Raw genomic sequence first — 26345 nt, 5'->3', positions numbered from 1 at the left:
AGCAAACGCTTGGTTGTCGCCGGTGCCTGCAACCTGCTCAAATCTTCCGCGCGAACATGCGAAAACCGGGCGCGCCGATGATTGCCTCGAAATTCGGGTCGCGCTTCTCTTCCGCGAAGACAAAACCCGCCTTCGCGTAGGCGCGCTCGGCCGGCTCGTTGCCGATCAGGAACGATATCGTCGCCCGGGCAAACCCAGCTGCGCGCCCTTTGTCCAGCGCATGCGCGATCAACGCCTGCATCAAGCCACGACCACGATAGGCAAGGTCGGTCGCGACATGCTCGATCATCCAGTCGCCCTCGCCGCCCTGGACCCAGCAAGCTCGCGAATAGGCACCGCGCTGGCGGATGGCGTCGAGCTCTGACGCCGTCAGCCCAATGGAGAGACCGACCTCTTCGACCGCGCGCCATGCCGCCGGTCCGGTGCCGGCTGCCGGCACGGCGCAAAGTGCAGCAGCGGGCTTGCCATCAATCTCGGCGACCAGGAACTGCGAAAAACGCCACATCGACACCGCCCGTGCGACGGCGACGCGCGCGACGAAAGCGAGGCAGTCCGCTTCCGGCCAGCCGAGCGCCACGTCGAACCAGCCGCGCGGCCGGTGGCCGCGCATCGAATTCAGGATGGTTTGTGCGATGAATACGGCATCTTCGGGACGCGCGGACCGTATCGTCATGCGCGCCCCTTTACGACGACCCTACGTGTTCTTCAGCGCGACGCGGAATTCGGCTTCGGTCTTGGACTTGATCTCGTCGAGCGTGACGCCGTCGGCGAGCTCGATCAGCGCCATGCCGCCATCGCCGTGCTTGTCGATGGTGAAGACGGCAAGATCAGTGACGACCATGTCGACGACGCGCTCACCGGTCAGCGGCAGATTGCACCTCTTCAGGAGCTTCGGGCCGTCCTTGGCCGAATGCTCCATCACCACCACGACGCGCTTAACGCCGGCGACGAGATCCATCGCGCCGCCCATGCCCTTGACCATCTTGCCGGGGATCATCCAGTTGGCGAGATCGCCGTTCTGGGCCACCTGCATGGCGCCGAGGATCGAGAGATCCATGTGGCCGCCGCGGATCATGCCGAAGGAATCCGCGCTCGAGAAATACGAGGTCGACGGCAGCTCGCTCACCGTCTGCTTGCCGGCGTTGATGAGATCGGCGTCTTCCTCGCCCTCATAGGGGAACGGCCCCATGCCGAGCATGCCGTTCTCGCTCTGCAAGGAGACGTCCATGCCATCGGGGATGTAGTTCGAGACCAGCGTCGGGATGCCGATGCCGAGATTGACGTAGTAGCCGTCGCGCAATTCCTTCGCGGCGCGCGCGGCCATCTGTTCACGGGTCCAGGCCATGTGAGTCTCCTGTTGCGCTTAAGCGGCGGTACGCGGGCGGGTGTTGCGGAATTCGATGCGCTTCTTGGCCGTGCCGACCTCGACGATGCGCTTCACGAAGATGCCGGGCGTGTGGATGTGGTCGGGATTGAGTTCACCGGCGGGAACCAGATGCTCGACCTCGGCCACCGTGATCTTCGCGGCGGTCGCCATCATCGGGTTAAAGTTGCGCGCGGTCTTGCGGTAGATCAGGTTGCCGGCGGTGTCGCCCTTCCAGGCGTGCACGATGGCGAGGTCGGCGAACAGGCCGCGCTCCATCAGGTACTTCTCGCCGTCGAATTCCTTCACTTCCTTGCCTTCGGCGATCAGCGTGCCGACGCCGGTCTTGGTGTAGAAGGCCGGGATGCCGGCGCCGCCGGCGCGGATGCGCTCGGCCAGCGTGCCCTGCGGATTGAATTCGAGTTCCAGCTCTCCGGCGAGGTATTGCTGGGCGAACAGCTTGTTCTCGCCGACATAGGACGAGATCATCTTCTTGATCTGGCGGGTTTCGAGCAGGCGGCTAAGGCCGATGCCGTCGACGCCGGCATTGTTGGAGACCACGGTCAGGCCCTTGACGCCGGAATCCCGGATCGCGTCCGACAGCTCCTCGGCAATGCCGCAGAGGCCGAAGCCACCCGACATGATCATCATATTGTCTTTTAGAATGCCTGACAGCGCCGACTTGGCGTCGGGATAGACCTTGTTCATACAAAAAACCTCGACTGAACCTTGGGCTGGCGGGCGTCGCGCCTCATTGGCGGCGATTATTAGGCGAAATCGTCCGAAGCCGTCAATGATACGGGGTTCTCCGCTCCGCCCCCGGGTGATAGAAGCTGCCCATGCCGTGGGCATAACCGCGCAGCGGCCTTGAAAGCGTCAAGAAAACCCATCAAGTTGCGGTACTTAACACCATAGGATCTGGGCGTTCGGCACACACGTTTCGCGGCCCGCCTTTCTGGCTCCAACGACCAACCCGATCAGGACATGCCATTGACCATGGCCCAAGGAATGAAGCGCCTCGGGACGCCGATCGCGGCGCTGCTCGGCGTCGCGCTGATCGCCCTGATCGCGACCTCCTGGCTCATCAACCGCGACGCGCTGCGCAAGGCGGTCGAAGCGCAGATCCGCGACGTCACCGGGCTCGAGCTCAATGTCGCAGGCAGCATCGAGATCTCGGTGCTTCCGGCGAGCTACATCTCCTTCCGCGACGTCGGCCTCAAGGGCGGCGGCACGAGCGCTCCCGCGCTCCAGGTCGACGTGCTTACCGCGAATTTGCGGCTGCTGCCGCTCCTGCTGCAGCGTTTCGAGATCGCCGACCTGACGCTGCTGCGGCCGCGCATCCACGTCAGCCTGAAGCCGGACGGCGAGAGCAACTGGACGCCCTTCATCCAGACCATCGCACGCACCATGAAGCCCGGGGCCGAGAACCAGGTCTCGTTCTCCGAAATCCGCATCCAGGACGGCGTGCTCGATTACGAGGACGTTGCCACGCGTGCCAACGAGAAGCTCGAGGACATCGACCTGTCGCTGGCCTGGCCTTCGATCTCGCGCTCTTTTGCCGCGACCGGGCAGTTCGACTGGCGCGGCGAGCGCGTCGACGGCTCGATCAGCTTTTCCGATTTCGTCGCCGCCCTCTCCGGCGACCGCTCCGGCCTGAAGGCGCGCATCGCCAGCGCGCCGCTCAAGCTCGCCTTCGACGGCAGCGTCGCCAATCGCACCAGCGCGATGATGGAGGGCACGCTCACTGTGGACAGCCCGTCCTTGCGCAACGCGCTGCGCTGGACCGGACAGCCGCAGCCCGGCAGCGGCGGCTTCGGCCGCTTCGTGCTGAAGGCGCGCGCCAACGTCGTCGGCGCCTCGATCGCGCTCACCAATGTCAACGTCGAGCTCGACGGCAATGCCGCCGAAGGCGTCATGACCTACGCCAATAACGGCCGGCAGACGCTGCAGGCCACGCTCGCCGCCGACGCGCTCGACTTCACACCTTATATCTCGACGTTCCGCCTGCTCGCGAGCGGCGCGCGCGACTGGAACAGGCAGCTGTTCGACCTCCAGGGATTGTCGACCACCGACCTCGACATGCGCCTGTCGGCGGCCAAGCTGACGGTCGGGCCCACGCGGCTCGGCCGCACCGCGATCGGCGCCAATTTGCGGAATGGCACGCTGGCGCTCTCGGTCGGCGAGGCGCAGGTCTATGGCGGTATCGCGAAAGGCTCGTTCGGCATCGCGCGGTCCGATACGGTCGCCGACATCAAGGCGCAATTCCAGTTCACCGACGTTGATCTGCAGGCCTGCGCCACCGAGCTGTTCGGCCTCAACAAGCTGTCCGGCCGCGGCAACATCAACGTCTCGCTGTTCGCCTCGGGCTCGAGCCCGTTCGGCCTCGTGCAGTCGCTCGACGGCAGCGCCACCGTGACCGGGCATAACGGCGCGATCGCGGGCTTCAATGCCGAGCAGCTGCTGAAGCGGCTGGAGCGGCGGCCGCTGTCGGGCGGCGGCAATTTCCGCAGCGGCTCGACGCCATACGACAAGCTCACGATCGCCGTGAAATTCTCCGACGGCATCGCAACCGCCGAAGACATCCGCATCGAGGGCCCGGCGGCCAAGATCACGCTGACCGGCACCGCCTCGGTGCCGACCCGCGAATACGACATGAAGGGCGTGGCGAGCCTCAACACGGCGTCCGGCTTTCAATTGCCCTTCATGGTGCAGGGCCCCTGGGACGATCCCCTGATCTTTCCCGATCCCGAAAGCCTGATCCGGCAGTCGCCGGCGGCGTCTCCCTTCCTCGATCTCCTCAAGCAGCGCATCACGGGGGGAAAGCGCCCGGAGGGATCGCCGACCGCCGAAAATGCGAAAGAGGGCGCGAAGTCGAACTGACGATTGTGCGCCGTGGAGCGCGCGCGAATTGATCCCGGTGAATTGATGCGGCGATTGGATCGATGCGCGCATGATGCATCTCCGACGCGCTACGACCTTGGTCCGACAAGATGCGTTGATTGCGCTACCACCATGCGCTAGTGTTTTATACGACCGGTTAAAACACCGGCCGTTTGAGGGAGAAAAACGTGAAATCCAAGGTTATTGGCGCGGTTTCATTGGCGGTCGCTGCGGTTGGGCTGTTTGCCGCCACTGCGCCCGCATTTGCGCAACAGAAGACGATCACGGTCTGGTGGGTCAAAGGCTTTTACAAGTCCGAGGACGAAGCGCTCGCCGAGACGATCAAGAAGTTTGAAGCCAAGACCGGCATCAAGGTCGAATTGTCGCAATACGCGATCCAGGACATGATTCCGAAGACCGTCGCAGCGCTCGATGCGGGCACCGTGCCCGACGTCGCCTATTCCGACAGCTACGACGTGCAGGTACAGGGCAAGTGGGCCTATGAGGGCAAGCTCGAGGACCTCACCGACGTCATGGAGCCGATCAAGGGCCGGTTCGTGCAGAACACGCTGGACGCCTCGATCCTCTACAACGACGTCGCCAAGAAGAAGGCCTATTACGGCTTCCCGCTGAAGCAGCAGAGCATGCACGTCCAGATCTGGAACGACATGCTGGAGAAAGCCGGCTTCAAGCAGAGTGACATCCCGAACGACTGGACCGGCTACTGGAGCTTCTGGTGCGACAAGGTGCAGCCGGCGATCCGTAAGGCCACGGGCCAGCGCATCTATGCCGTCGGCCAGCCGATGGGCGTGGAATCCACCGACTCGTTCCAATCGTTCTACACCTTCATGGACGCCTACCACGTCAAGCTGGTCGACGACGACGGCAAGCTGCTGGTCGACGACCCCAAGGTCCGCGACGGCCTGATCAAGGCGCTGAAGGACTACACCGACACCTACACCAAGGGCTGCGCCCCGCCCTCCGCGACCACCTGGAAGGACCCGGACAACAATGTCGCCTTCCACAACAAGACGATCGTGATGACCCACAACTTCACGATCTCGATCGCAGCAAAATGGTACGAGGAGTCACAGAACCAGAACCTCACGCCGGAACAGCGCGAGGCCGGCAAAAAGGCTTATGAGCAGGACATCGTCACGGCGTCCTTCCCCAAGGCTCCCGATGGCTCGACCATCAAGTATCGCTCCGACGTCAAGACGGGTCTGATCTTCACCGCGGCCAAGAACAAGGCCGAGGGCAAGCAGTTCCTCAACTTCCTGCTGCAGGAAGAGAACATCCGTCCCTACATCGAGGGCGCGCTCGGCCGCTGGTTCCCGGTGACGAAAGAAAGCCAGGAAAGCCCGTTCTGGCAGGCCGACAAGCACCGCAAGGCCGTCTACACCCAGTTCAAGGGCGGCACCTCTCAGTTCGACTTTACCAGGAACTGGAAGTTCACGATCTTGAACAATGAGAACGTGTGGGCGAAGGCGATGAACCGCGTCGTCAGTGAGAAGGTTCCGGTCGACAAGGCGGTCGACGAACTCATCGCCCGCATCAAGCAGGTCGCGGGCTGAGTCGTCCGCCGATCTCTCCGCGTTGCGGGGGAGAGTGCAACAACAACACCGGCCGCGTCTCGCGGCCGGCTTCTCTTTGAAGAGTCCGAAAGAATGGCGATCACGCTCTCTGGCGATCAGGCAATACCCGGCCCGCCCCTGTCGTCGCGGCTGACCCCGGCGCAGGTCTGGGGCATCCTCCTGCTAACACCTTATCTGCTCGTCTTCCTTGCCTTCGTCGTCTATCCCGTCTGCTACGGGCTCTGGCTGGCACGCGATCCGGCAAACTATGTGGCGCTATATCACGACCCGATCTTCGCGCGCGCTGCAATCAACACGCTGATCTTCCTGGTCGTCGGCATCAACATCAAGATGATGATTGCGCTGTTCCTGTCCGGCTTCTTCGCGCAGCAGCGCACCTGGATCAGATGGCTGTCGGTGATCTTCATCCTGCCCTGGGCGGTGCCGTCGATCCCGACCATCCTGTCGGTGCGCTTCATGCTCAATCCCGAATGGGGCATGGTCAACCATTTCATCTTCTCCCTGACCGGCGATGACGGTCCGAACTGGCTGAACGACCCGACCGTCGCGCTCTGCATGGCGATCGCCGTGCACATCTGGAAGTCGCTGCCGTTCTGGACGCTGATCCTGATCACCGGGCGCCTTGCGATCTCGCACGATCTGTTCGAGGCCGCCGAGGTCGACGGTGCCAGCTGGTGGCAGAAATTCCGCTACATCACCTGGCCGTCGATGCAGACGCTCTACGTCACCTGCACGCTGCTCTCGATGATCTGGACGCTGGGCGATTTCAACAGCGTCTACCTGCTCACCGGCGGCGGACCTGCCGACCTCACGCACGTGCTGGCGACGCTCGGCATCCGCTATCTTCGGCTCGACCAGCTCTCGCTCGCGATGGCATCCATCGTCTGCGCGATGCCGTTCGTCCTGCCACTGGTTTACTTCATGATGAAACGGTTGTCGCGATGAAGCTTCCCTCCCTCCGTGACGTCGCGACGGAAGCGCGGCTGCTGCTGATCGGCATTCCCGTCTTCCTGTGGACGATGATCCCGATCTACCACATGTTCCTGTTCGCGATCTCCCCGAAGGAGGACGCGTTCTCGGGCAAGCTGTGGCCGGACCATCCGACGCTGCACAACTTCGAAATCGTGTTCAAGCAGCAGCACTACTTCCTGCGCGACTTCTACGCCCAGTTCTGGAATTCGACGCTGATCGCAGTCTCCGTGGGCGTGCTCACGCTGTTCATCGCGACCGCCGCGGCGTTCGCGATTTCGCGATTGAAGGTGCCGGGCGGCCGCGCCGTGCTGAACCTCGCGCTCTTCACCTATTTCATTCCGGCGGCGTTCCTCGCGGTCCCGATGTATCGCACGATGGGCAATTACGGCCTGCTCAACAATCACTGGTCGCTGATCCTGGCCATGGTGACGATCGCCTCGCCTTACGCGATCTGGGTGCTGAAGCAGGCCTCGGACAAGCTGCCGGTGGAGCTGGACGAAGCCGCGGTGATGGACGGCGCCACCACGCTGCAGATCTTCCGCCTGGTCTATTTGCCGCTGATGATGCCCTCGCTGGTCGCGATCGGCACCTATGCGGTGCTGCTGGCCTGGAACGAGTATCTCTACGCGTTCCTGCTGCTGTCGAACGACCGCGACATCACCCTCCCCGTCGCGCTCGGCAACTTCCTCGCCGCCGACGACTCGCCTTGGGAGCTGCTGATGACGACGGGCTTCATCTACGCGCTGCCGCCGGCCGCGGTCTATTACGCCTTCCGCCGCTACATGGTGGGCGGGCTCACGGCGGGTGCGGTGAAGTCGTAAATAGGCTGTCATTCCGGGATGGTCCGAAGGACCAGACCCGGAATCTCGAGCTTCTCAGGTGCGCTATTCCGCACCATGGTTCAATGCTGCGTATCGCTCCGGAGTGACGCTCTCCTCTACAGCGGCGCCGCGCTCTCGCCCTGCGAGCTCGACAGCTTGGAGGCGAGCGAAGCGATCACGATCACCACCGCGATCAGCGCGATCACCAGCGTGCAGATCGCGTTGATCTCGGGCTTCACGCCGAGCCGCACCTCCGAATAGATGCGGATCGGCAGCGTCGCCGAGCCTGGGCCCGTGGTGAAGCTCGCGATCACGAGATCATCGAGCGACAGCGTGAACGCCAGCATCCAGCCGGCGACGATTGCAGGGGCGATCAGCGGCAGCGTTACGGCAACGAACGCACCGACGGGATTGCAGCCGAGATCCATCGCCGCCTCCTCCAGCGAGCGATCGAGCGAGCCGAGGCGCGACTGCACGACCACCGTGACGAAGCACATGGTGAGCGTGGTGTGGGCGATCGTCACCGTCCAGAAACCCCGCTCGGCGTTCAGCGCAACGAACAGCAAGAGCAGCGACAATCCGGTGATCACCTCCGGCATCACCAGCGGTGCGTAGAGCATGCCTGAGAACAGGGTGCGACCACGAAAGCGTTCACCGCGCGACAGCGCCACCGCTGCGAGCGTGCCGAGCAGCGTCGCGATCGTCGCGGAGGCGACAGCGACCCGCAGGCTCATCCAGGCCGCCTCGATCATGGCGCGATCGTTGAACAACTCATGATACCAGCGCAGCGACCAGCCGCCCCACACCGTCACCAGGCGCGAAGCGTTGAAGGAATAGAGAACGAGGATCAGGATCGGCAAATAGAGGAACGCCAGCCCCAGCGCGAGCGAGGCGATGTTGAAGCGGGACAGGCGGGAGACCTTGCGCATCGCGCTATCTTCCCTGTTCCAGCTGCCGCTTCTGCAGCCGCTCGTACAGCAAGAGCGGCACCAGCAGCACGACCAGCAGCACGATCGCGGCAGCCGAGGCAACCGGCCAGTCCTTGTTGGTGAAGAATTCGAGCCACAGGGTCTGGCCGATCATCAGCGCGTTGGAGCCGGCCAGAAGGTCGGGAATGACGAACTCGCCGACGATCGGGATGAAGCACAAGAGCACGCCGGCGCCGACGCCGGGCAGCGACAGCGGGAAGGTGACGAGCCAGAACACCTGCCAGGGCGGCGCGCCGAGATCGGCAGCCGCTTCCTCCAGCACCGGCTCCATCTTGGCGAGCGTCGCGTAGAGCGGCAGGATCATGAACGGCAGATAGGAATAGACGATGCCGATATACATCGCGGTGTCGGTGGAGAGCCACACCACGGGCTGGCTGAAAAGATGCAGCGCCAGCAGGACCTGGTTCAGCAGGCCGTCGTGCTGGAGGATGTTGATCCAGGCGTAGATGCGGATCAGGAACGAGGTCCAGAACGGCACGATCACCAGCACCATCGCCACCGCCTGCCAGCGCTGCGGCAGCCGCGCCATCCCGTAGGCGATGGGATAGCCGATCAGGAGTAGCAGCGCGGTGGCCGTGAGGGCGACGGTGAGGCTGCGGACATAGGCGAAGACGTAAATGTCGTCGGAGGCGAGCAGCTTGAAATTGTCGACCGAGAGCGCAGCGAACGCCGCCTTCAGCGCGTCCCATCCCGCCGTGAGGTCGAACACCGGCTCGTAAGGCGGCTGCGCGATCGCGGTCTGCGACAGGCTGATCTTGAGCACGAAGCCGAACGGCACCAGGAAGAACAGCACCATCCAGACATAGGGCGCGATGGCCGCGAAGCGCGCCGGCTTTGCGAAGATGCGGCGCGAGCTCATGATTGCAGCACCACGCAATCGTCGGGCGTGAACCAGGCGACGACATGCTGGTTCAGGCTGTAGGCGTCGACGTCCAGCCGCGCGCTGTTGGCGACCGACGCCTGCAGCATCCCGCCGGTGTCGAGCTTCACCTTATAGGTGGTGGTGCCGCCGAGATAGCAGATGTCCGCGATCACGCCCTCGAGGGTGTTGATCGCCGTCTCGCGACCGGCCTCGTTGGCCGGGCCGCGCCGCGACAGCTTGACTTTCTCGGGGCGGATCGCGACCGCCATTTTTCCGGTGCCGACCGCCTCACGCGGCTCGGCCACCACCAGCGCCCCCGCATCGCGCGTGCCGATGACCAGACGATGACCGTCGCGCAATTTTGACTCGCCGTCGAACAGATTGATGTCGCCGACGAACTCGGCGACCCAGCGCGAACGCGGCGCCTCGTAGAGCTCGCGGGGGCTGGCGACCTGGGCGAGCTTTCCGGCGTTCATCACGCCGATTCTATCAGCCATCGTCATCGCCTCCTCCTGGTCGTGGGTGACGATGATGAAGGTCATGCCGAGCCGCCGCTGCAGCTCCATCAGCTCGGCTTGCGTGCTCTCGCGTAGCTTCTTGTCAAGCGCTGCGAGCGGCTCGTCGAGCAGCAGGAGCTGCGGCCGGCGCGCCAAGGCGCGGGCGAGCGCCACGCGCTGGCGCTGACCGCCGGACAGCTGGTCCGGCTTGCGCTTCTCCAATCCCTCGAGCTTGACCAGCGCCACCATCTCCGCGACGCGCGTGGCGATGTCGGCACGCGGCATGCCGGCGCGCTTCAGGCCGAAGGCAATGTTGTCGCGTACCGACAGATGCGGGAACAGCGCATAGTTCTGGAACATCATGTTGATCGGGCGCTCGTGCGGCAGCGCCTGCGCGATATCCTTGCCGCCGAGCAGGATACGCCCCTCGTCCGGCGCCTCGAAGCCCGCGAGCATGCGCAAGAGCGTGGTCTTGCCGCAGCCGCTCGGGCCGAGCAGCGCGAAGAACTCGCCGGCCTTGATATCGAGCGACACGCCGTCGACGGCGCGGAACGTGCCAAAGGTCTTGGCGACGCCCTCGATGCGCAGCAGCGGCTGGCCGGCCGCCGGACATGCGTCTCCGCCAGCCGTTTCAGCCGCAACGTTCGTTCCGGGCAATTCTTCCGCCATGGTCCCTGCCAACCCCGATTCCGCCGCACGCTAGCGGCCGATCGTGTTTAGCTCAACCGGTTCGGGGAAAACTTACATCGCGCCGCCGTAGCCCGGATGGAGCGAAGCGGAATCCGGGGCTGTTCGCCGGCGCAGAGACTCTCCCGGATTTCGCTTCGCTCCATCCGGGCTACACCAGTGACCGGCTCACATCCGCCATGAACGCCGCCAGCGCGTCGTGGTCCGCCGCAGGCATTGTCAGGCCCAGCTTGGAACGGCGCCACAGAACGTCATCCGGAAAACGCGCCCACTCGCAGGTCATGAGATATCGCACCTCCGCGCCGGTCAGTTCGGGACCGAAGGCTGGGCCAAGCTCTTTGCGCGTCCTTGCTTCACCGAGCACGGCCGCCAATCGCGAGCCGTAGGCCGCGACCAGGCGCTGGGCTTCCGGCTCGGACAGAAAGCGCCAGCGCTCGCGTGCGCGGTCGACCTCGGTGTCGAAACGATCCCAGGCGAAATCTCCACCTGGCAGCGCTGCGCCGGCGGTCCAGGGCGGCGACATCGGATAGAACGGCGTCAGCCTCGTCACCGTCCGCTCGGCGCGCCGGCGCGCGGTGGTGAGGTCGCCGCCGAACATCGTGATCAGCGGTGCCTTGCGCCGGCGCGCGTGGAACAGGGTTGTGCCCTCGCGTTGCCGCGCGGACGCGGGCCTCAGATTGACGCCGCAGACCGTCCGGACCACGTCGGTCGGGGCGACGCGCTCGCGGAAGTAGCGGCTCGCCGCTTCGCAGAGATAACCGACATCGGCCCCTCGCACCGCCACGATGGCGGGGTCGCCGGTGAAATCGTGCGTGACTGTGCCGATCAGCGTGAACGCGCGCTCAAACGGGCTTGCGAAGATCAGTCGGCCGTCGTTGTTCTGGAACACGTAGACATTGTCTGAATCGAACAGCCTGGGCACGATGATCTGGCTCATCTGCATGGCCGTCGCGGCGGGCTGCGGCTGGCGCAGGACGGTCTCCGCGACGATCGAGGTCCAGCCGCCACTGGTATTGGCCAGCGCCCTTGCTGTAACGGAGCGGCGGTGGCCGCGATCGACCACGGCGAGCCGCCAGATGTCGGTTCGGTCGGCACGCACGCAGCGCGCCCCGGTCCGGATCGTCGCACCACGCTCGGCGGCGTCCAGCGCCGTGAGCACGACAAGGCGGGAATCGTCGACGATACAGTCCGAATATTCGAACGCCGTGCCGAACGGGCGCTTCAGCGCGTTGCCGACCGGGTGATGGGTGATGTCGAGGGTCGTCGATCCGGGCAGGCCGCTCCGGCCGGCGAGGACGTCATAAAGAAACAGGCCGGCCCGCAGCAGCCACGGCGGACGCTCGTCCACATGTGCAGGAATCACGAAACGCATCGGCCGCACCAGATGCGGCGCGATGGCGAGCCAGGTCCGGCGCTCGGCCAGTGCCCGGCGCACCCGCCAAAAGCCGCGGCGCTCCAGCACCGAGAGATCGCCGTGGATCAGCCGCGGTGTGGCCGACGACGCCGCGCCGCCGAGATCGCCCTGCTCGAACAGGATCACCCGCAGGCCGCGGCCCGCCGCATCGCGGGCGAGGCTGACGCCGTTCAGGCCGCCGCCGATGATCGCGAGGTCGTAATCCGCCATGAAGCCGTCGAATGGGAGCGAAGCACTCCCATCCACTAGAGCGATTTCCGTTCCGATGAAATCGGAACGGTGGCTCTAGATTCATATTCTGACGCGTTTTCTTGACGCGAGCCGCTGTCCACTTCGCTCGAAAACGCTCTAACCGGTCTTCAGCGCAAGCTCCATGGCTTCGGCGCGGCCGACGAGCCCGGCATATTTGCCGATCGGCAACGGCTTGCCGAGCAGATAGCCCTGCACCCCGTCACAGCCTTCCTTGGCGAGGAAGGCGAGCTGGTCGAGCGTCTCGACGCCCTCGGCGATGATCGACATTTCGAGGCCGTGGCCGAGGTCGATGACGGCGCGCACGATCGCCGCCGATTGCGGGTTGCGGCCGAGATTGATGATGAAGGCGCGGTCGATCTTGATCTTGTCGAACGGGAACGCCTGGAGATAGCTCAGCGAAGAATAGCCGCTGCCGAAATCGTCCATGGAGATGCGCACGCCGAGCGCCTTCAGGCGGCGCAGCAGCGCAAGGCCGCGATCGAAATCCTCGATCAGAACACCTTCGGTGATCTCGAGCTCGAGCCGGCCGGGTGCGAGGCCCGTCTCGATCAGGATCGAATGGACGAGGCCGACCACGTCGCCGTGCATGAACTGCGCCGGCGACAGATTGACCGCGACCTGCAGCGGCTTCGGCCAGGACGCCGCCTCGCGGCAGGCCTCGCGCAGGATCCACTCGCCCATCTCGACGATGAGGCCGCTCTCCTCGGCGATGGGAATGAATTCGGCCGGCGAAACCTGGCCGCGCACCGGATGCTGCCAGCGCGCCAGCGCCTCGAAGCCGATGATCTCGCTCTCGGCGACGCTGTGGCCCGCGGCCCCCTGCGGCTGGAAGGCGAGCGAGAGCTCGCCGTTCTTGACCGCCATGGAGAGGTCCTGGTGCAGCACGCGGCGGTCGCGGATCTGCTGGTCCATCTCGGGCTGGTAGAGGCTGATCGTGCCGCGCGACTTCTGCTTGGCGCGGAACAGCGCCGCGCCGGCATTGGCGAGCAGCGAGGCGCCATCGGTGCCATTGTGGGGAAAGACCGACATGCCCGTGGTGATGCCGGCGCGGACCGGCCGGCCGTCGATCTGAAAATCCTTCGCGACGGCTTCGCCGATCTGCTGCGCCAGCGCGAGGCCGGCCTCGGGCTGCTTGCCGTCGATGATCAGGCCGAACTCGTCCCCGGACAGGCGCGCCACCACGCCGCCGCGTGCGGAATCCTGGAGCCGATGGGCGACCTCGATCAGGAGCTTGTCGCCGAGCGCATGGCCGAAGACGTCGTTGACCTCCTTGAGGCCGTCGAGGTCGACGCAGAGCACGGCGAACTCCTCGCCGGTGCCCTCGCAAGCCTCGATCATCTGGGTCAGAGCCTGCAGGAAGGCGGCGCGATTCGGCAGATCGGTGAGGCCGTCGTGATAGGCCATGTGCGCCATGCGCGACTCGGTCTGCCGGCGGTCGGTGACGTCCTCGTGGGTCTTGATCAGATATTGCGGCTCGCCGGCATCGTTGACCACAGTGGCGCGGCGGGTCAGGAACAGCCGCAGGCCGCCCTTGGTGGAGATCGGATGCTCCTCGGTGATCATCCCGCGCTTCTTGATCGCGGCCTCGTCGCGCGCGACGATCAGCTTGGCTTCCTTGGCGTTGAAGATGTCGGACGCGGTCAGTCCGGTGGCTTCCTCGCGCCTGCGGTTGAGGATCGTCTCCGCGCTGCGGTTGGCGAGCAGATAGCGGCCGTCCTTGACCTGCTCCACGATCAGCGCAACCGGGATGTTGTCGACCACGAGCTCGAGGAACTTCTTGGTGCTCTCCAGCTCCTGCGACAGCGAGCGGCGGTCGGTGATGTCCTCGAACAGGATGAGCAGAAATTCGGGCTTGTTGCTCTCGTTGCGGACCACGATCCGGATCGAGGCGACCATGCGCCGCGCGCCGGCACGATCCACCTCGAACTCATTGCGGTGCTGGCCATCCGGCGAATTGAGCGCGGCCTGGTCAGCGGCCTCGATGCTGGCCGCCGAGGCCGACGCAAACAGCTCCCGTGCATTCCTGCCGACGGCGAAGTCCCGCGACAATCCCCAGAACTTCTCATAGGCGCTGTTGGCGAAGATGTAGCAGCCGTCCTCGATGTTCTTGGCCGCCACGCAGGCCGGCACATGATCGAGCACCGATTCCAGGAACTGCTTGGTGGAGGCGAGCTGCCGCGACAGGTTGCGCTGCTCGGTGACGTCGAGATGGGTCGCCACCGAGCCGCCGTTCGGCAACACGAAATACTTCACCAGGATAGCCCGTCCGTCCGGCAGTTCCGTGGTCAGGCCATTGGCGCTCGATGCCTTTTGGTAAAATTCGTCATCGGTGACGCCGAGCACTCCGCGCTCGCGGCGCAGCCTCAGGATGTCGCAACCGGTCATGTTGGGCCGGAGGTCGGATCGCGTCAGGCCATAGATCTCTAGATAGCGGTCATTGCAGAAGATGACGCGGCGCTGCGCATCCGTCATCACCACGCCCTGGTTGAGGTTGTTCATGGCGGAGGAGATGAAGGCGTTGCGACGCAGCTGCAAACGGCTGGACCGGCGCAGCGAGGAATGGATCCACAGCCCGATCGCGGCGAGGAACGAGCAGACCACGATGCCCGCGATGAGGGCTTCCCAGATCACGCCGGGATCAAGCCTGGTGAGATCGCCCGGAACGGCAAGGCTGTCCGATGCCGCAAAGGCGCGCGCAGGCGCGCCCGTAACGGCCAGGCATAGGAGGGCGTGCACAGCAATCGAAAGCGTGCTGCCCACGTGCCAGTTCTTCTCAGCCATCAGCCACCCGCGATTTCAACGTCGGATTGTCTGGCCTCGCGGGTTTGGATCGGGTAAACGCCTGTCGACACAACAGAATAATGTGACATAAAATGCGGCAATTGCCCTGACATGATAAACGACTTCTTAACGGAAGCCCCGCCTGCGCCGCCGCATCCGGACCGTGCGCCACCGGTGCTTCCAACTGGTATCCTGGACAACCATGGATAGGGTCGATTGCGTCGTCATAGGAGCCGGCGTGGTCGGGCTCGCGGTGGCCCGGAAGCTCGCCCAGGCCGGGCGCGAGGTGATCGTGCTCGAGGAAGCCGAGGCGATCGGCACCGTCACCTCCTCGCGCAACAGCGAGGTGATCCATGCCGGCATCTACTACCGGGCCGGGAGCTGGATGGCGCGCATGTGCGTGGCAGGCAAGCACGCGCTGTACCGCTACTGCGCCGAGCGCGGCATCCCGCACAAAAATTGCGGCAAGCTGATCGTCGCGACCAGCCCGAAGGAGACCGAGAAGCTGCAATCGATCAAGGCGCATGCCGAGGCCAACGGCGTGCTCGACATGCAGCTGCTCTCGGGCGAGGCCGCACGCGCGCTGGAGCCGGCGCTCGCCTGCGACGCCGCGCTGCTGTCACCGTCGACGGGCATCATCGACAGCCATTCCTACATGCTCTCGCTGCGCGGCGAAGCCGAGGACGCCGGCGCAGCTTTCGCGTTTCACACCCCGCTGATCCGTGCCAAGGCGGCGGCCGGCCTCATCGAGATCGATGCCGGCGGCGAGGCACCGATGACGCTGCAATGCAACCTCCTCGTCAACGCCGCGGGGCTGTCGGCAACGCATGTGGCGCGCAGCATCGACGGCATGCCGCTGGACCGGATTCCGCCGGCCTATCTCGCCAAGGGAAACTACTTCAGCTGCAACGCCAGGGCGCCGTTCTCGCGCCTGATCTATCCGGTGCCCGAGCCCGGCGGCCTGGGCGTGCACCTGACGCTGGACATGGCAGGACAGGCGCGCTTCGGGCCTGACGTCGAATGGATCGAGACGATCGACTACGAGGTCGATCCGTCACGCGCCGAGCGCTTCTATCCCGCGATCCGCAAATACTGGCCGACGCTGCCTGACGGCGCGCTGATGCCGAGCTATTCGGGCATCCGCCCGAAGATCGTGCCGCCGGCCGTGGCCACGCAGGATTTCTTGATGCAGGGCCCGCGCGATCACGGCGTTGCAGGCCTGATCAATCTGTTCGGCATCGAATCGCCGGGACTGACGTCCTCGCTCGCGATCGCCGATCACGTCGCCGAGCTCGCAGATATCGACAGTGTTTCGAGAAGCGGATAAGTGTGCGCGTCGAGAGCCACGGGTCCAAGCAAGAGTGAGCGCCGCACAACCGTGTTGCACGGTACACACCTTGCAGCAGGGATGAGCACGGATGCTCTCATCCCTGCGTGAAGGACGTGATCAACTCTACACTGTCACGGGGGTTACTAGTGGAGCGTGTCGCCAGATTGCTTCAGACGCTCGATCTGGTCCTTGACCATCAACTTCCGGCGCTTCAACTCAACAATTTGCAGGTCGTCTGTTGAAAGGTGCACGAGAGCTTCGTGCAATTCGTTTTCGAGAAGTTTGTGCTTCCGTTCCAATTCAACGAGATGTGCCTGAATTGTCATTCGAAACCTCCTCGGTAGGGTTGAACCTTTAGGATTCGATCCGGACAACCAAGTCTACATCACCGATTCGTCCTGTCGATGGGTATCCGTCGTTGCAGCGTCATTTTTGAAAGTTCATATGTAACGAAGCGTGACTAAGGGAACCACGCCGGAAAAATCCATGATATCAATACGCCGACGCACCGCCGCAGCTCCCTGCAGAAATATGTTGCTGGAGATCGGGGACGAGGGATCGCAGATCGCTTGCGATCACGCGGCGCAAGGACGATAATTTCCACAGGGCATCCACAGCCCGGATCTCACGCCTATCGGTTTTCGGCCACCGCAGACATGACCAATGAAGATGAGCGTGAGCTCGAAGCCGAGCTCACCCGGTTGCAGCAGGAACACCGAGATCTCGATGCGGCGATCGATGCATTGCATCAATCGCCCGCCCCCGACCTGTTGCGGTTACAGCGCCTGAAGAAGCGCAAGCTGTTGTTGCGCGACCGCATCGCGTTCATCGAAGACCAGATCACCCCCGACATCATCGCCTGACCGTGAGCCGGTCTTGCGCGGCGCCCCGCCGCTTCCGAATCCGCTTGACTCAATAAGAACAAAATAGGAACATTCGCGGGCGCCTCACACCTCAGAGAACGCTCAAGGACAACACACGAGGACAACGCAGATGTCGGCAACCGCCCTTTTCGACAACAGCCATTACGAACAGGCCTGCGATCAGGCGATCGCGATGTGCGACGGCAATCTGCGCAGCACCATCAAGGCGCTGATCATGGCCAACGAATATCTGGAAGCCGAGCTGGAGGAATTGCAGGCGGCGATTTCAGCCGGCTGCATTCCGGAGATCTCGCGCAGCAAGATGCGGAGCAAGAGCAGCGCCGCATAATCTTCAACCTTGGAGCAACGCCGTGTCGGATGTGACCTATTACGTTGCAATGCCCTTCTTGATCGATGACGACGGATCACCCGTCGCAGGCGCTGCAGAGGAGTGTCAGTCCTCGACGGCGGCGCTGCGACGCGCAGAGATGCTGGCGCGCGGCGCCGGCCATATCGGCGCGATCGCGTTCAGCCGCAGCGGCGATCCCATGACCGGCGAATTCGGCGACGCGACGCTGCTGCGCAAGTTCGGCAACGTGCCGGAAGATCTTGCCACCCTCTAGACTAGCGCTCGCCGCCGACCAGCCTGATCCGCGGCTCGTGCCGGCGGCTCGCCTTGCGCACATACATGGCGGCATCCGCCTCCTCCAGGGCGCGGCCTGCAGCGGATTGCGGACCGAGCAGCGCGACGCCGGCCGAGGCGCCCGCGGCCACGTGCTGGCCGCGAAAAACGAATGACAATTCGTCGATCGCCTGCTCCAAGGCCGCAGCCTTGACCTTCGCATCGGTCTCGCTGAGATTCCAGAGCAGCAGCGCGAACTCGTCGCCCCCGAGCCGGCCGACCACGTCGGAGGCGCGGACCTGTCGCGTCAGCGTGGCGACGATCGCCTTGAGCACCTCATCGCCGGCGGCATGACCGAAGGAATCGTTGATCGGCTTCAGCCGATCGACGTCGAGCACGATCAGCGCCCCGCTGGCGCGGTAGCGCTTCATATAGGCGATGGCGCGCGCGAGCTCGCGCTCGAAACCGCGCCGGTTGGGAATCCCGAGCAGGAAATCGGTATCGGCGGCCGCCTCGAGCTCCGAGATCCGCAGCAGGGCCGCCTTGAGCTTGCTCCTGAGGCCGCGGATGATCGCCTTGCCGTCATCGGCAGCCGGCGCTCTGCGCAAGGCCGGTTTGGCCGCGCGGCTCGAAACGGCTTTGGATCGGGCGGCGCTGATGTTCCGGCCCTTTCTGGCCTTCACAGGGCTCGCCCTTTTCGGTTTCTTCATGGGCATCCTGCTCAATGAAGGCTTGCGGGGATTCACCAAGACAGGATAGTGGATTCCCTTCTCCTTGCCACCGCCTTGCGAGCCGCCGGCCGGAATCATTAATCTGGCCTATCTCTCTGTTTTTCTGGGCACAATTGACGTCATGACCGCGCCGATCGCCATCATCATGGGAAGCCAGTCGGACTGGGACACGATGCGGCACGCCGCCGACACGCTTGACGCGCTCGGCATTGCTGCCGACAGCCGCATCGTCTCGGCCCACCGCACGCCCGACCGGCTGTTCGCATTCGCCAAGGGTGCCAAGGCCGCAGGCTACAAGATTATCATCGCCGGCGCCGGTGGCGCGGCCCATCTGCCCGGCATGGCGGCGGCGCTGACGGAACTTCCCGTCTTCGGCGTTCCCGTCGAATCCAAGACGCTCAAGGGCGTCGATTCGCTCTATTCGATCGTCCAGATGCCCGCGGGCATTCCGGTCGGCACCCTCGCCATCGGCAAGGCCGGCGCGATCAATGCCGCGCTGCTGGCAGCGGCCGTGCTGGCATTGTCCGACCCGGCCCTGTCGGATCGCCTCGCCGCCTGGCGCAAGGCCCAGACCGAGGCGGTCGCCGAGCGGCCGGAGGACAAGGCGTGACGGACACCAGGCACGTGAAGCTGAAGCCCGGTGACACCATCGGAATCCTCGGCGGCGGACAATTGGGCCGGATGCTGGCCATGGCCGCGGCGCGACTCGGCCTGCGCTGCCAGGTGTTCTCGCCCGATCCGGATTCGCCGGCCTTCGACGTCGTGCTGAACGCGACCTGCGCCGAATATGCCGACGTCGAGGCGCTCGAATTGTTCGCGCATGATGTCGACGTCATCACCTACGAATTCGAGAACGTGCCGGCGGCAGCCGCGCTGGTATTGGACGCGCGCCGCCCGGTGCTGCCCAACCGCAAGATCCTCGAGACGACCCAGGACCGGCTCGCCGAGAAGGATTTCGTGACGAAGCTCGGGATCGGCACTGCCGCCTACGCCGACGTCACCTCCGTCTCCTCGCTGCGCGAGGCGATCGCCAGGATCGGCCTTCCAGCGGTGCTGAAAACCCGCCGCTTCGGCTATGACGGCAAGGGCCAGGCCATCATCCGCGAGGGCGACGACATCGCGAAGGTGTGGACCAGCCTCGCCACCAAATCGGCGATCCTGGAGGCCTTCGTGCCCTACGAGCGCGAGATCTCCGTGATCGCCGCGCGCGCGGCCACGGGCGAGGTCGAGTGCTTCGACGTCACCGAGAACGAGCACCGCGACCACATCCTGAAGATATCACGTGCGCCCGCGCCGATTCCTGACGCGCTCGCCGAGGAGGCGCGCAGCATCGCGAGCAAAATCGCAAGCGCGCTCGACTATGTCGGCGTGCTCGCGGTCGAGATGTTCGTGCTGGCAGGCGGCACCGGACCGAAGGTGCTGGTCAACGAGATCGCGCCGCGTGTGCACAATTCCGGGCACTGGACGCTCGACGGCGCCTCCGTCTCACAGTTCGAGCAGCACATCCGCGCCATTGCCGGCTGGCCGCTCGGCAAGCCGGTGCGCCACGGCGAGGTCGTCACCATGACCAACCTGATCGGCGACGAGATCAACGATTACGAAAAGTGGCTGAGCGTGCCGGGCGCGACCGTGCACATCTACGGCAAGGGCGCGCCGCGCCCCGGCCGCAAGATGGGCCACGTGACCGAAGTCAGGCCGCCCCGGAACAAGTGACGGGATCGCAGCAAGAGCTGCAATCCCGTCGGGTGATTGCGATCACGCCGTCTTCACACCCGCAACGATGCCGCTGGGCTCCTCGCTGAGCCAGCGATAGATCACCCCGCCGAGCGCGCCGCCGATCAGCGGCGCGACCCAGAACAGCCACAGCTGTGACAGCGCCCAGCCGCCGACGAACAACGCCGGGCCGGTGCTGCGCGCCGGGTTCACCGAGGTGTTGGTGACGGGAATGCTGACGAGGTGGATCATCACCAGCGCGAGCCCGATCGCCAGCGGTGCGAATCCCGCCGGCGCGCGCCCATGGGTCGCCCCCATGATGATGAACAGGAACATCATGGTCATCACCACCTCGGTGAGGAAGCCGGCCATCATGCTGTACTGACCGGGCGAATGCGCGCCATAGCCGTTGGAGGCGAAGCCCTTGCTGACGTCGAAGCCGGGCGCCCCACTCGCAATGACATAGAGCAGCGATGCGGCGACAATCGCGCCCGCCACCTGGGCGATCACATAAGGCAGGATCTGGCCGGCCGGAAAGCGGCCGCCCGCGGCGAGACCGACCGTGACGGCCGGATTCAGATGGCACCCGGAGATGTGGCCGATCGCGTAGGCCATGGTGACGACGCTCAATCCGAAAGCCAGGGACACGCCGACCAGCCCGATCCCGACCTGCGGGAAGCCGGCGGCGATCACCGCGCTTCCGCAGCCCGCGAATGTCAGCCAGAAGGTGCCGATGGCTTCGGCAGCATATTTTTTGATGTCCATTGTAGTCCCTCATTGCAAAGATTCCGGAACAAAGCTCCGGTGCGGCCCCGTCCTCGGCGCCAAATCGCCCAAATCGGGGCCGCATGGAGGTATTTTCGCCGCATTTAATGGCCGAACTTGGCCCGAAAATCCGCTTGGCAGGTGGACATCTGCGGTTTTGTCTGATACATCCGCGCGCTCAAGGTTAAGGGCTTGCGCGTTTCGCCATCCCCTTTGACTTACCAGAATTCAAATCCGATCCACCTGAAGAGGATGCCGCGTGCAGGTTCTCGTTCGCGATAACAATGTTGATCAAGCCCTCAAGGCGCTGAAGAAGAAGATGCAGCGCGAGGGAATTTTCCGCGAGATGAAGCTCCGCGGTCATTACGAGAAGCCCTCCGAGAAGAAGGCCCGCGAAAAGGCCGAAGCCGTGCGCCGCGCGCGCAAGCTGGCCCGCAAGAAGCTGCAGCGCGAAGGCCTGCTGCCGATGAAGCCGAAGCCGGTGTTCGGCGCCGGCCCGGGCGGTGATCGCGGCGGTCGTGGCGGCCCCGGCGCAGGTCCGCGCGGACCGCGCTGAGCCGATTCAGCAAGACTCTAGTTTTCGATGACGCGGGCCCCAGGCCCGCGTTATTGTTTTGAGGACTTGTCGGATCAAGCTCTAGCGCGAGCCAACCGTAGATGGCCTCCCCTTTCTCCCAGCGCGGCCTTCCGCGACGGCGCCGGATCTGGCAGCCGCCGCTCGCGGCGGCCCTGACGGGGATCGTGCTGGGCGGCTGCTCGTTCGATCTGGGATCACTGATGCCGGAGAAGGACAAGCCGCAGGAGGCCCCCAAGGCCGCCGCGCCGGCCGAGAGCGCGGTGAGCGCCGGCAACGTCACCGAAGCCCAGGCCCATACCGCGAAGGCTCAGTCTCTGGCGAAGTCAGGCGAGGCCGCGGCAGCGCTCGACGAGTTCAATCGCGCGATCGGCCTCGATCCCTACAATGCGCAGGCGCTCTATGGCCGCGCCCTGATCTACCAGGGCAACAACCAGCACGACTTCGCGATCGCCGATTTCAGCGCCGCCAGCGGACTCAACCCGCAAAAGGCCGAGCCGCTGCTGGGCCGCGCCAACAGCTATCTCGCGCTCGGCAAGGTCAAGGAGGCCGCAGCCGATCTCGACGAAGCCTCCGAGGCCGATCCGAACAATGCCCAGGTCTGGACCGCGCGCGGTCAGGTCTATGAGCGCTTGGGCGACAAAGCCAAGGCGGCGGCGTCCTACACCAAGGCGGTTGCGCTTCGTCCACGCGACGAACCCGCTCGCAGCGGTCTCGCCCGCGTCGGCGGCTGACGGTTTGGCGGAGGCTGAGCGGAGTTCTAGTCGGGCGTGGCGCTCTTGGGCAGAACGGCGTTGAACATCGACTTCATGCCCGACAGCATCTCGTCGGCGACATTGGTCTTCTTCGGCCGCGGCAGGGCGGCGCCCGCATCGGCACGCAGGTCGAGCGGCGGTGCGATGACCGGCACGGGAATGTCGGCCGGCGGCGTCACCCGATTCGGATCATCGTTGCCGATCGAGGCCGTGTAGGGCGGATTGGAGCCCCCATTGCCATAGGCCTCGGGTGAGGGCGTCGAGACATTGATCGGCGGCGGCAGCGGACGGACTGGAGACGGCTCCACATTCACGACACGCGGAGCCTCCGGCGTGCGGGCGGCGTCCCGCACCGCAGGCTCAGCCGGCTTGGTCTCCGACGCGCGAGCCTCGGCAGGCTTGGTTTCCGACGACCTGGCCTCGGCAGCCTTGCCCTCGGGCGACTTGCGCAGGCGCTCGATCGCAGCACGCGCCAGATCGTTGGCGTCGGGAGCCGCGGAAGCCGCCGTCGGGGCCGAATTGGCCTCAACCACGGGAGCAGAAGCCGCCGGTGCGGATTTCGCCGCGGCCTTGTCGCGGGCAGAGGGTCGTCCGCGCGGACCGGTGTCAGCGGGAGCCACGTCTGCGGCCTTGGTCTCGGCGGCCGGCGGATGATCGACCGGCTTCTCGACCGCCGCCTTGTCCGTCACGCTCTTCTCGGGGATGCCCTTGGCCTTGACGCCGGAGGCGGGAAGGTTGGCGGTATCGGTGGGTTTGCCGTCGCTGCCGGTCTGGGCAGGCGCGGTCACGGCGGCTGGGGTGTCGGCGGCCGGCTTGGCGTTGATGTAATGATTGACGATGTAGGCCCCGATGATCGTCGCGAGCACCGAGGGGAAAATATCCATCGAAATTTTTGCGAGGTATTTCAGCATTCCGACCACACTCCCCGCGCGACCTGATGCGGGAACTTTAGGGCATTGTGAGGGATCAACTGCGACGGATCGATGGCAAACGGTGGCGCGACCCTAGCGTTTCAGCTCAATTTCAAGGAACACGATCTCAGTTGAGGTTTCGTTAAGTACGTCATGCTGGACGCCGGCCTTGCGGAAATAGGATTTCCCGGCGGCAAGCTGCGCCTTGGACCTTTCGCCATTGGGCGCGACGATGGTCATCTCGCCGGCGGCGAGCGGAACGATCACATAGTCCATGCCATGGGTGTGATGGCCGGTGGCGCTGCCGGGGGCAAGCCGCCATTCCGTCACCCGGACCTCTTCGTTGTCGACCTGAACCTCGGACTGGGCGGCAAGCACCGGGAGCTCCTTCTAGGGTACGAAAACCATGAACACGTAGACGGCAAATACCACCATATGCACCAGGCCGAACAGGACATTGGTCCTGCCCGTGCCGAAGGTCAGCATGCTCAGGAAGAAGGTCAGCAGCAGGAGCACGCTGCCCTGGGCGCCGAGGCCGAGCTCGAGCTCCTTGTCGAGCGCGTAAGTGGCGACGCCGACGGCAGGAATGGTCAGGCCGATGGTCGCCAGCGACGATCCCAGAGCGAGGTTGATGCTCTTCTGGAGGTCGTTCTGGCGGGCCGCCGAGACGGCCGCGACGCCTTCCGGCATCAGGATCAGAAGCGCGACCAGAAGCCCGGCAAAGGCCGGCGGCGCGCCAATCTTGGCCGCGACGGCGTCGACCACCAGCGAGAATTTCTTGGAGAGCAGCACGACCGCCAGCAGCGCGATCAGCAGCAGCACGACGCTGAGCACCAGCATCCTGCCCGACAGATGCACCTCGCCGCTGCCGGCGTACGCCCGCTCGTGGACGAAGTAATCCTTGTGCAGGACCGTCTGGGTGTAGAGAAACACCGCATAGAGCGCCAGCGTGACCACGTCGACGAAGCCGAGCTGGACCGCCGAATAGACAGGCCCCGGCGTGGTGGTGGTGTAGTTCGGCAGGATCAGCGTGATGGTCGCGAGCGCGAACAGGACGCTGAGATAGACGTTGGCGCCAGAGAGCTGAAAACCCTGCTCGCGATAGCGCAGGCCGCCGATGAAGATGCAGAGCCCGACGAGGCCGTTGCAGACGATCATGACCACGGCGAACACGGTGTCGCGCGCCAGTGCCGGGGCAGGCTTGTCGCCCAGCATGATCGTGGTGATCAGCGCGACCTCGATGATGGTCACCGAGAGCGTCAGCACCAGCGTGCCGTAGGGTTCGCCGACCCGCTCCGCGATCACCTCGGCATGATGAACCGCCGCGAACACCGTGCCGAACAGGATGACCAGAAGGACGACGGTGAAGAGAAGACCGCCAAACGACAGCGTGAAGACGTAATCCGTGGCGCTGACGGCTGCGAACAACAGCAGGGCCAGCGCCGGAAAGACCCAGGCCGACCGGGGCATCGGATCATGCGCGCTCATCCATCGGCTCCAACTACAAAGCGAGCAATAGCAAATCGGCCGGCGGATTCAATGCCAGTGCAGGATCGGTGCGACCGGCAGGAACGTCAGCAACAGGAACAGCGGGATCAGCACGGCGCCGGCGCGCAGGAGATAACCGAAGAAGCTCGGCATCGCGACGCCGTTCTCGCGGGCGATGCTGCTCACCATGAAGTTCGGCGCGTTGCCGATATAGGTGAGTGCTCCCATGTAGACCGCTCCCATGGAGATCGAGGCGAGCGTGCCCGAGAGCTGATGCATCAACACCTGCGGATTGCCGCCGGCGAGCTCGAAGAACAGCAGATAGGTCGGCGCATTGTCGAGGAACGCGGACATCAGGCCGGTGAACCAGAAATAAACGACCTCGCGCGGCGCGCCATCCGGCGCCGTCACCGCCGACAGCAGCCAGGCGAACGCGCCGTGATGGCCGGCATTGAGCATGGCAATGACCGGGATGATGGCGACGAAGATGCCCGCGAACAGTTTTGCGACCTCGCGGATCGGCTCCCAGGTGAAGCCGTTGGCCTGCCTGTGCTCGTCGGGCGTCAGCCACACCGACAGCGCCGCGATGGCCAGCAGCGCCAGGTTGCGCGCGACGTCCTCCAGCTCCAGCTTGGTACCGAAAATGTCGAAGGCAATGTCGGGCCTCCACATCGCCGAAGCGAGAAGGCTGGCGACGATGGCTGCGATCAGCACCAGATTGACGAGGCCGCGGATGCGCAACGGCTCTCCCCGGCCTGTGTCGGCGGGCGGCGGCTCACTGCGAAAGCGCCAGACGTCGACGACGGCGAAGATCGCGAGCAGCAGGACGGCGACGAGTGCGGTCTGCAACCAGATGGTCCGCGTGGTCCAGAAGAAGTCAACGCCATGCAGGAAGCCGACGAACAGCGGGGGATCGCCGAGCGGGCTCAGCGCGCCGCCGACATTGGCCACCAGGATGATGAAGAAGATGACGACATGGGTGTTGTGGCGCCGCTGCCGGTTGGCGCGGATCAAGGGGCGGATCAGGATCATCGCGGCACCCGTGGTGCCGACGATGCTCGCCCCCAGCGTGCCGAGCGCGAGGATGCCGACATTCGCCGCCGGCGTGCCCTTGATGTCGCCGGTGATGAGGATGCCGCCGGCCACGACATAGAGAGCGAACAGCAGCACGATGAAGCCGAGATATTCGGCGAGCATGGCATGGACCAGCGCCGCCAAGGTCGCCGCGCCGCCGGCAAAGACGACGAGCGCGGCGAGCGCCAGCAGCGACCAGGCGGCGGTGATCTTGCCGTAGTGGTGATGCCAGATCTTCGGCAACAGCAGCGGCCCCATTGCAATCGACAGCAACAAGCCGGCAAAGGGCAGCGCATAGGGCCAGCGCATCGCGGCACCATCGAGGCCGGTCGCGGCAAGCGCATTCTGCGGCAGAAGCGTCAAGCAGGAGGCAGCGAGCGCGGGGATGTAACGTTGAGCCAAGCCG

Annotated in this window: 28 protein-coding genes; 13 read left to right on the top strand and 15 right to left on the bottom strand. The window is 64.8% G+C overall.

Annotation, left to right across the window (positions count from 1 at the left end; all coding sequences use genetic code 11):
* Positions 1-37: 37 nt before the first annotated feature.
* From I6F21_RS23760 to I6F21_RS23750, 3 genes are read right to left on the bottom strand one after another with little or no spacing between them, the layout of a single operon-like run.
* Positions 38-673 (bottom strand): GNAT family N-acetyltransferase, encoded by a 636-nt coding sequence (locus tag I6F21_RS23760; protein WP_225183507.1) that lies wholly within the window; start codon positions 671-673, stop codon positions 38-40.
* A 21-nt stretch (positions 674-694) separates the two neighbouring features.
* Positions 695-1345, bottom strand: a complete 651-nt coding sequence (locus I6F21_RS23755; RefSeq protein ID WP_035998776.1) for a CoA transferase subunit B — start codon at positions 1343-1345, stop codon at positions 695-697.
* Positions 1346-1363: 18 nt separating this feature from the next.
* A complete protein-coding gene (locus I6F21_RS23750) occupies positions 1364-2071 on the bottom strand; it encodes a CoA transferase subunit A (RefSeq protein ID WP_035998773.1) in 708 nt (235 codons plus the stop codon).
* A gap of 288 nt (positions 2072-2359) precedes the next feature.
* Between I6F21_RS23750 and I6F21_RS23745 the strand changes: the two genes are divergently transcribed.
* The 4 genes from I6F21_RS23745 (at position 2360) to I6F21_RS23730 (ending at position 7631) form a co-directional block, all read left to right on the top strand.
* Positions 2360-4243 carry an AsmA family protein gene (locus I6F21_RS23745; RefSeq protein WP_225112929.1) on the top strand — a complete coding sequence of 628 codons (1884 nt, stop codon included), beginning with the start codon at positions 2360-2362 and terminating at the stop codon, positions 4241-4243.
* 188 nt (positions 4244-4431) lie between these two features.
* Positions 4432-5817, top strand: a complete 1386-nt coding sequence (locus I6F21_RS23740; RefSeq protein ID WP_109142529.1) for an ABC transporter substrate-binding protein — start codon at positions 4432-4434, stop codon at positions 5815-5817.
* Between the two features lie 93 nt (positions 5818-5910).
* Complete coding sequence (locus I6F21_RS23735; RefSeq protein ID WP_035998764.1) at positions 5911-6783, top strand: sugar ABC transporter permease; 873 nt, start codon at positions 5911-5913, stop codon at positions 6781-6783.
* Positions 6780-7631 (top strand): carbohydrate ABC transporter permease, encoded by an 852-nt coding sequence (locus tag I6F21_RS23730; protein WP_035998760.1) that lies wholly within the window; start codon positions 6780-6782, stop codon positions 7629-7631. Before I6F21_RS23735 ends, I6F21_RS23730 begins: the two co-directional genes overlap by 4 nt.
* Before the next feature lie 116 nt (positions 7632-7747).
* Here the strand turns inward: I6F21_RS23730 and I6F21_RS23725 are convergent, their stop codons facing one another.
* The 5 genes from I6F21_RS23725 to I6F21_RS23705 all read right to left on the bottom strand — a co-directional run bounded on the left by I6F21_RS23725 (position 7748) and on the right by I6F21_RS23705 (position 15113).
* Entirely contained in the window at positions 7748-8560 is an 813-nt protein-coding gene (locus I6F21_RS23725) for an ABC transporter permease subunit (protein ID WP_036041161.1), read from the bottom strand.
* Positions 8561-8564: 4 nt separating this feature from the next.
* Positions 8565-9479: an ABC transporter permease gene (locus I6F21_RS23720; RefSeq protein ID WP_225183506.1), complete on the bottom strand. Its 915-nt coding sequence runs from the start codon at positions 9477-9479 to the stop codon at positions 8565-8567.
* The gene (locus tag I6F21_RS23715) at positions 9476-10648 is read right to left on the bottom strand and encodes an ABC transporter ATP-binding protein (RefSeq protein WP_225183505.1); all 1173 of its coding nucleotides are present in this window, start codon (positions 10646-10648) and stop codon (positions 9476-9478) included. Before I6F21_RS23715 ends, I6F21_RS23720 begins: the two co-directional genes overlap by 4 nt.
* Before the next feature lie 169 nt (positions 10649-10817).
* Positions 10818-12290 carry a glycerol-3-phosphate dehydrogenase gene (locus I6F21_RS23710; protein ID WP_225183504.1) on the bottom strand — a complete coding sequence of 491 codons (1473 nt, stop codon included), beginning with the start codon at positions 12288-12290 and terminating at the stop codon, positions 10818-10820.
* Positions 12291-12428: 138 nt separating this feature from the next.
* Positions 12429-15113, bottom strand: a complete 2685-nt coding sequence (locus I6F21_RS23705) for an EAL domain-containing protein (RefSeq protein ID WP_225139248.1) — start codon at positions 15111-15113, stop codon at positions 12429-12431.
* Between the two features lie 202 nt (positions 15114-15315).
* Between I6F21_RS23705 and I6F21_RS23700 the strand changes: the two genes are divergently transcribed.
* Entirely contained in the window at positions 15316-16440 is a 1125-nt protein-coding gene (locus I6F21_RS23700) for an NAD(P)/FAD-dependent oxidoreductase (RefSeq protein ID WP_225183503.1), read from the top strand.
* Positions 16441-16586: 146 nt separating this feature from the next.
* Here the strand turns inward: I6F21_RS23700 and I6F21_RS23695 are convergent, their stop codons facing one another.
* On the bottom strand, positions 16587-16769 hold the full coding sequence (locus I6F21_RS23695) for a DUF465 domain-containing protein (protein WP_008546178.1): 183 nt from the start codon (positions 16767-16769) through the stop codon (positions 16587-16589).
* A 330-nt stretch (positions 16770-17099) separates the two neighbouring features.
* Between I6F21_RS23695 and I6F21_RS23690 the strand changes: the two genes are divergently transcribed.
* The 3 genes from I6F21_RS23690 (at position 17100) to I6F21_RS23680 (ending at position 17929) form a co-directional block, all read left to right on the top strand.
* Positions 17100-17306 (top strand): DUF465 domain-containing protein, encoded by a 207-nt coding sequence (locus tag I6F21_RS23690; RefSeq protein ID WP_008546179.1) that lies wholly within the window; start codon positions 17100-17102, stop codon positions 17304-17306.
* Positions 17307-17436: 130 nt separating this feature from the next.
* Positions 17437-17655: a hypothetical protein gene (locus I6F21_RS23685; protein WP_035998725.1), complete on the top strand. Its 219-nt coding sequence runs from the start codon at positions 17437-17439 to the stop codon at positions 17653-17655.
* 22 nt (positions 17656-17677) lie between these two features.
* Entirely contained in the window at positions 17678-17929 is a 252-nt protein-coding gene (locus tag I6F21_RS23680; RefSeq protein WP_036021965.1) for a hypothetical protein, read from the top strand.
* A gap of 1 nt (position 17930) precedes the next feature.
* Here the strand turns inward: I6F21_RS23680 and I6F21_RS23675 are convergent, their stop codons facing one another.
* The gene (locus I6F21_RS23675; protein ID WP_225183527.1) at positions 17931-18611 is read right to left on the bottom strand and encodes a GGDEF domain-containing protein; all 681 of its coding nucleotides are present in this window, start codon (positions 18609-18611) and stop codon (positions 17931-17933) included.
* Here I6F21_RS23675 and I6F21_RS39050 point away from each other — a divergent pair.
* The 3 genes from I6F21_RS39050 (at position 18544) to I6F21_RS23660 (ending at position 20372) form a co-directional block, all read left to right on the top strand.
* On the top strand, positions 18544-18687 hold the full coding sequence (locus I6F21_RS39050; protein ID WP_225183528.1) for a hypothetical protein: 144 nt from the start codon (positions 18544-18546) through the stop codon (positions 18685-18687). The genes I6F21_RS23675 and I6F21_RS39050 overlap by 68 nt on opposite strands.
* 93 nt (positions 18688-18780) lie before the next feature.
* Entirely contained in the window at positions 18781-19269 is a 489-nt protein-coding gene (purE, locus tag I6F21_RS23665; RefSeq protein ID WP_035998720.1) for a 5-(carboxyamino)imidazole ribonucleotide mutase, read from the top strand.
* Entirely contained in the window at positions 19266-20372 is a 1107-nt protein-coding gene (locus tag I6F21_RS23660) for a 5-(carboxyamino)imidazole ribonucleotide synthase (RefSeq protein WP_225183502.1), read from the top strand. The genes purE and I6F21_RS23660 overlap by 4 nt, the downstream gene beginning before the upstream one ends.
* Before the next feature lie 42 nt (positions 20373-20414).
* Here the strand turns inward: I6F21_RS23660 and aqpZ are convergent, their stop codons facing one another.
* A complete protein-coding gene (gene aqpZ / locus I6F21_RS23655) occupies positions 20415-21137 on the bottom strand; it encodes an aquaporin Z (RefSeq protein WP_225183501.1) in 723 nt (240 codons plus the stop codon).
* 259 nt (positions 21138-21396) lie between these two features.
* Between aqpZ and rpsU the strand changes: the two genes are divergently transcribed.
* Positions 21397-21693 carry a 30S ribosomal protein S21 gene (rpsU, locus tag I6F21_RS23650; RefSeq protein ID WP_008546194.1) on the top strand — a complete coding sequence of 99 codons (297 nt, stop codon included), beginning with the start codon at positions 21397-21399 and terminating at the stop codon, positions 21691-21693.
* Positions 21694-21794: 101 nt separating this feature from the next.
* Positions 21795-22445, top strand: a complete 651-nt coding sequence (locus I6F21_RS23645) for a tetratricopeptide repeat protein (RefSeq protein ID WP_074447704.1) — start codon at positions 21795-21797, stop codon at positions 22443-22445.
* Positions 22446-22471: 26 nt separating this feature from the next.
* On the opposite strand, the gene I6F21_RS23640 is transcribed toward I6F21_RS23645, so the two are convergent.
* From I6F21_RS23640 to I6F21_RS23625, 4 genes are all read right to left on the bottom strand, one after another.
* Entirely contained in the window at positions 22472-23377 is a 906-nt protein-coding gene (locus I6F21_RS23640; RefSeq protein WP_036021950.1) for a hypothetical protein, read from the bottom strand.
* Between the two features lie 93 nt (positions 23378-23470).
* Positions 23471-23755: a cupin domain-containing protein gene (locus I6F21_RS23635; protein WP_035998690.1), complete on the bottom strand. Its 285-nt coding sequence runs from the start codon at positions 23753-23755 to the stop codon at positions 23471-23473.
* A gap of 12 nt (positions 23756-23767) precedes the next feature.
* Positions 23768-24865 carry an ionic transporter y4hA gene (locus tag I6F21_RS23630; protein WP_035998688.1) on the bottom strand — a complete coding sequence of 366 codons (1098 nt, stop codon included), beginning with the start codon at positions 24863-24865 and terminating at the stop codon, positions 23768-23770.
* Positions 24866-24913: 48 nt separating this feature from the next.
* Entirely contained in the window at positions 24914-26341 is a 1428-nt protein-coding gene (locus tag I6F21_RS23625) for a sodium:proton antiporter (protein ID WP_225139249.1), read from the bottom strand.
* Positions 26342-26345: the final 4 nt, after the last annotated feature.

The organism is Bradyrhizobium sp. NBAIM03 (assembly GCF_020194055.1).
GTDB lineage: Bacteria > Pseudomonadota > Alphaproteobacteria > Rhizobiales > Xanthobacteraceae > Bradyrhizobium > Bradyrhizobium yuanmingense.
This window is presented reverse-complemented; position numbering and strand designations above follow the sequence as displayed.

Bases quoted from the DNA above. Each gene is read 5' to 3' on its own strand.
- I6F21_RS23760 (WP_225183507.1), bottom strand. From the start codon at position 673: ATGACGATACGGTCCGCGCGTCCCGAAGATGCCGTATTCATCGCACAA.
- I6F21_RS23755 (WP_035998776.1), bottom strand. From the start codon at position 1,345: ATGGCCTGGACCCGTGAACAGATGGCCGCGCGCGCCGCGAAGGAATTG.
- I6F21_RS23750 (WP_035998773.1), bottom strand. From the start codon at position 2,071: ATGAACAAGGTCTATCCCGACGCCAAGTCGGCGCTGTCAGGCATTCTA.
- I6F21_RS23745 (WP_225112929.1), top strand. From the start codon at position 2,360: ATGGCCCAAGGAATGAAGCGCCTCGGGACGCCGATCGCGGCGCTGCTC.
- I6F21_RS23735 (WP_035998764.1), top strand. From the start codon at position 5,911: ATGGCGATCACGCTCTCTGGCGATCAGGCAATACCCGGCCCGCCCCTG.
- I6F21_RS23730 (WP_035998760.1), top strand. From the start codon at position 6,780: ATGAAGCTTCCCTCCCTCCGTGACGTCGCGACGGAAGCGCGGCTGCTG.
- I6F21_RS23725 (WP_036041161.1), bottom strand. From the start codon at position 8,560: ATGCGCAAGGTCTCCCGCCTGTCCCGCTTCAACATCGCCTCGCTCGCG.
- I6F21_RS23720 (WP_225183506.1), bottom strand. From the start codon at position 9,479: ATGAGCTCGCGCCGCATCTTCGCAAAGCCGGCGCGCTTCGCGGCCATC.
- I6F21_RS23715 (WP_225183505.1), bottom strand. From the start codon at position 10,648: ATGGCGGAAGAATTGCCCGGAACGAACGTTGCGGCTGAAACGGCTGGC.
- I6F21_RS23710 (WP_225183504.1), bottom strand. From the start codon at position 12,290: ATGGCGGATTACGACCTCGCGATCATCGGCGGCGGCCTGAACGGCGTC.
- I6F21_RS23705 (WP_225139248.1), bottom strand. From the start codon at position 15,113: ATGGCTGAGAAGAACTGGCACGTGGGCAGCACGCTTTCGATTGCTGTG.
- I6F21_RS23700 (WP_225183503.1), top strand. From the start codon at position 15,316: ATGGATAGGGTCGATTGCGTCGTCATAGGAGCCGGCGTGGTCGGGCTC.
- I6F21_RS23695 (WP_008546178.1), bottom strand. From the start codon at position 16,769: ATGACAATTCAGGCACATCTCGTTGAATTGGAACGGAAGCACAAACTT.
- I6F21_RS23690 (WP_008546179.1), top strand. From the start codon at position 17,100: ATGACCAATGAAGATGAGCGTGAGCTCGAAGCCGAGCTCACCCGGTTG.
- I6F21_RS23685 (WP_035998725.1), top strand. From the start codon at position 17,437: ATGTCGGCAACCGCCCTTTTCGACAACAGCCATTACGAACAGGCCTGC.
- purE (WP_035998720.1), top strand. From the start codon at position 18,781: ATGACCGCGCCGATCGCCATCATCATGGGAAGCCAGTCGGACTGGGAC.
- aqpZ (WP_225183501.1), bottom strand. From the start codon at position 21,137: ATGGACATCAAAAAATATGCTGCCGAAGCCATCGGCACCTTCTGGCTG.
- I6F21_RS23645 (WP_074447704.1), top strand. From the start codon at position 21,795: ATGGCCTCCCCTTTCTCCCAGCGCGGCCTTCCGCGACGGCGCCGGATC.
- I6F21_RS23640 (WP_036021950.1), bottom strand. From the start codon at position 23,377: ATGCTGAAATACCTCGCAAAAATTTCGATGGATATTTTCCCCTCGGTG.
- I6F21_RS23630 (WP_035998688.1), bottom strand. From the start codon at position 24,865: ATGAGCGCGCATGATCCGATGCCCCGGTCGGCCTGGGTCTTTCCGGCG.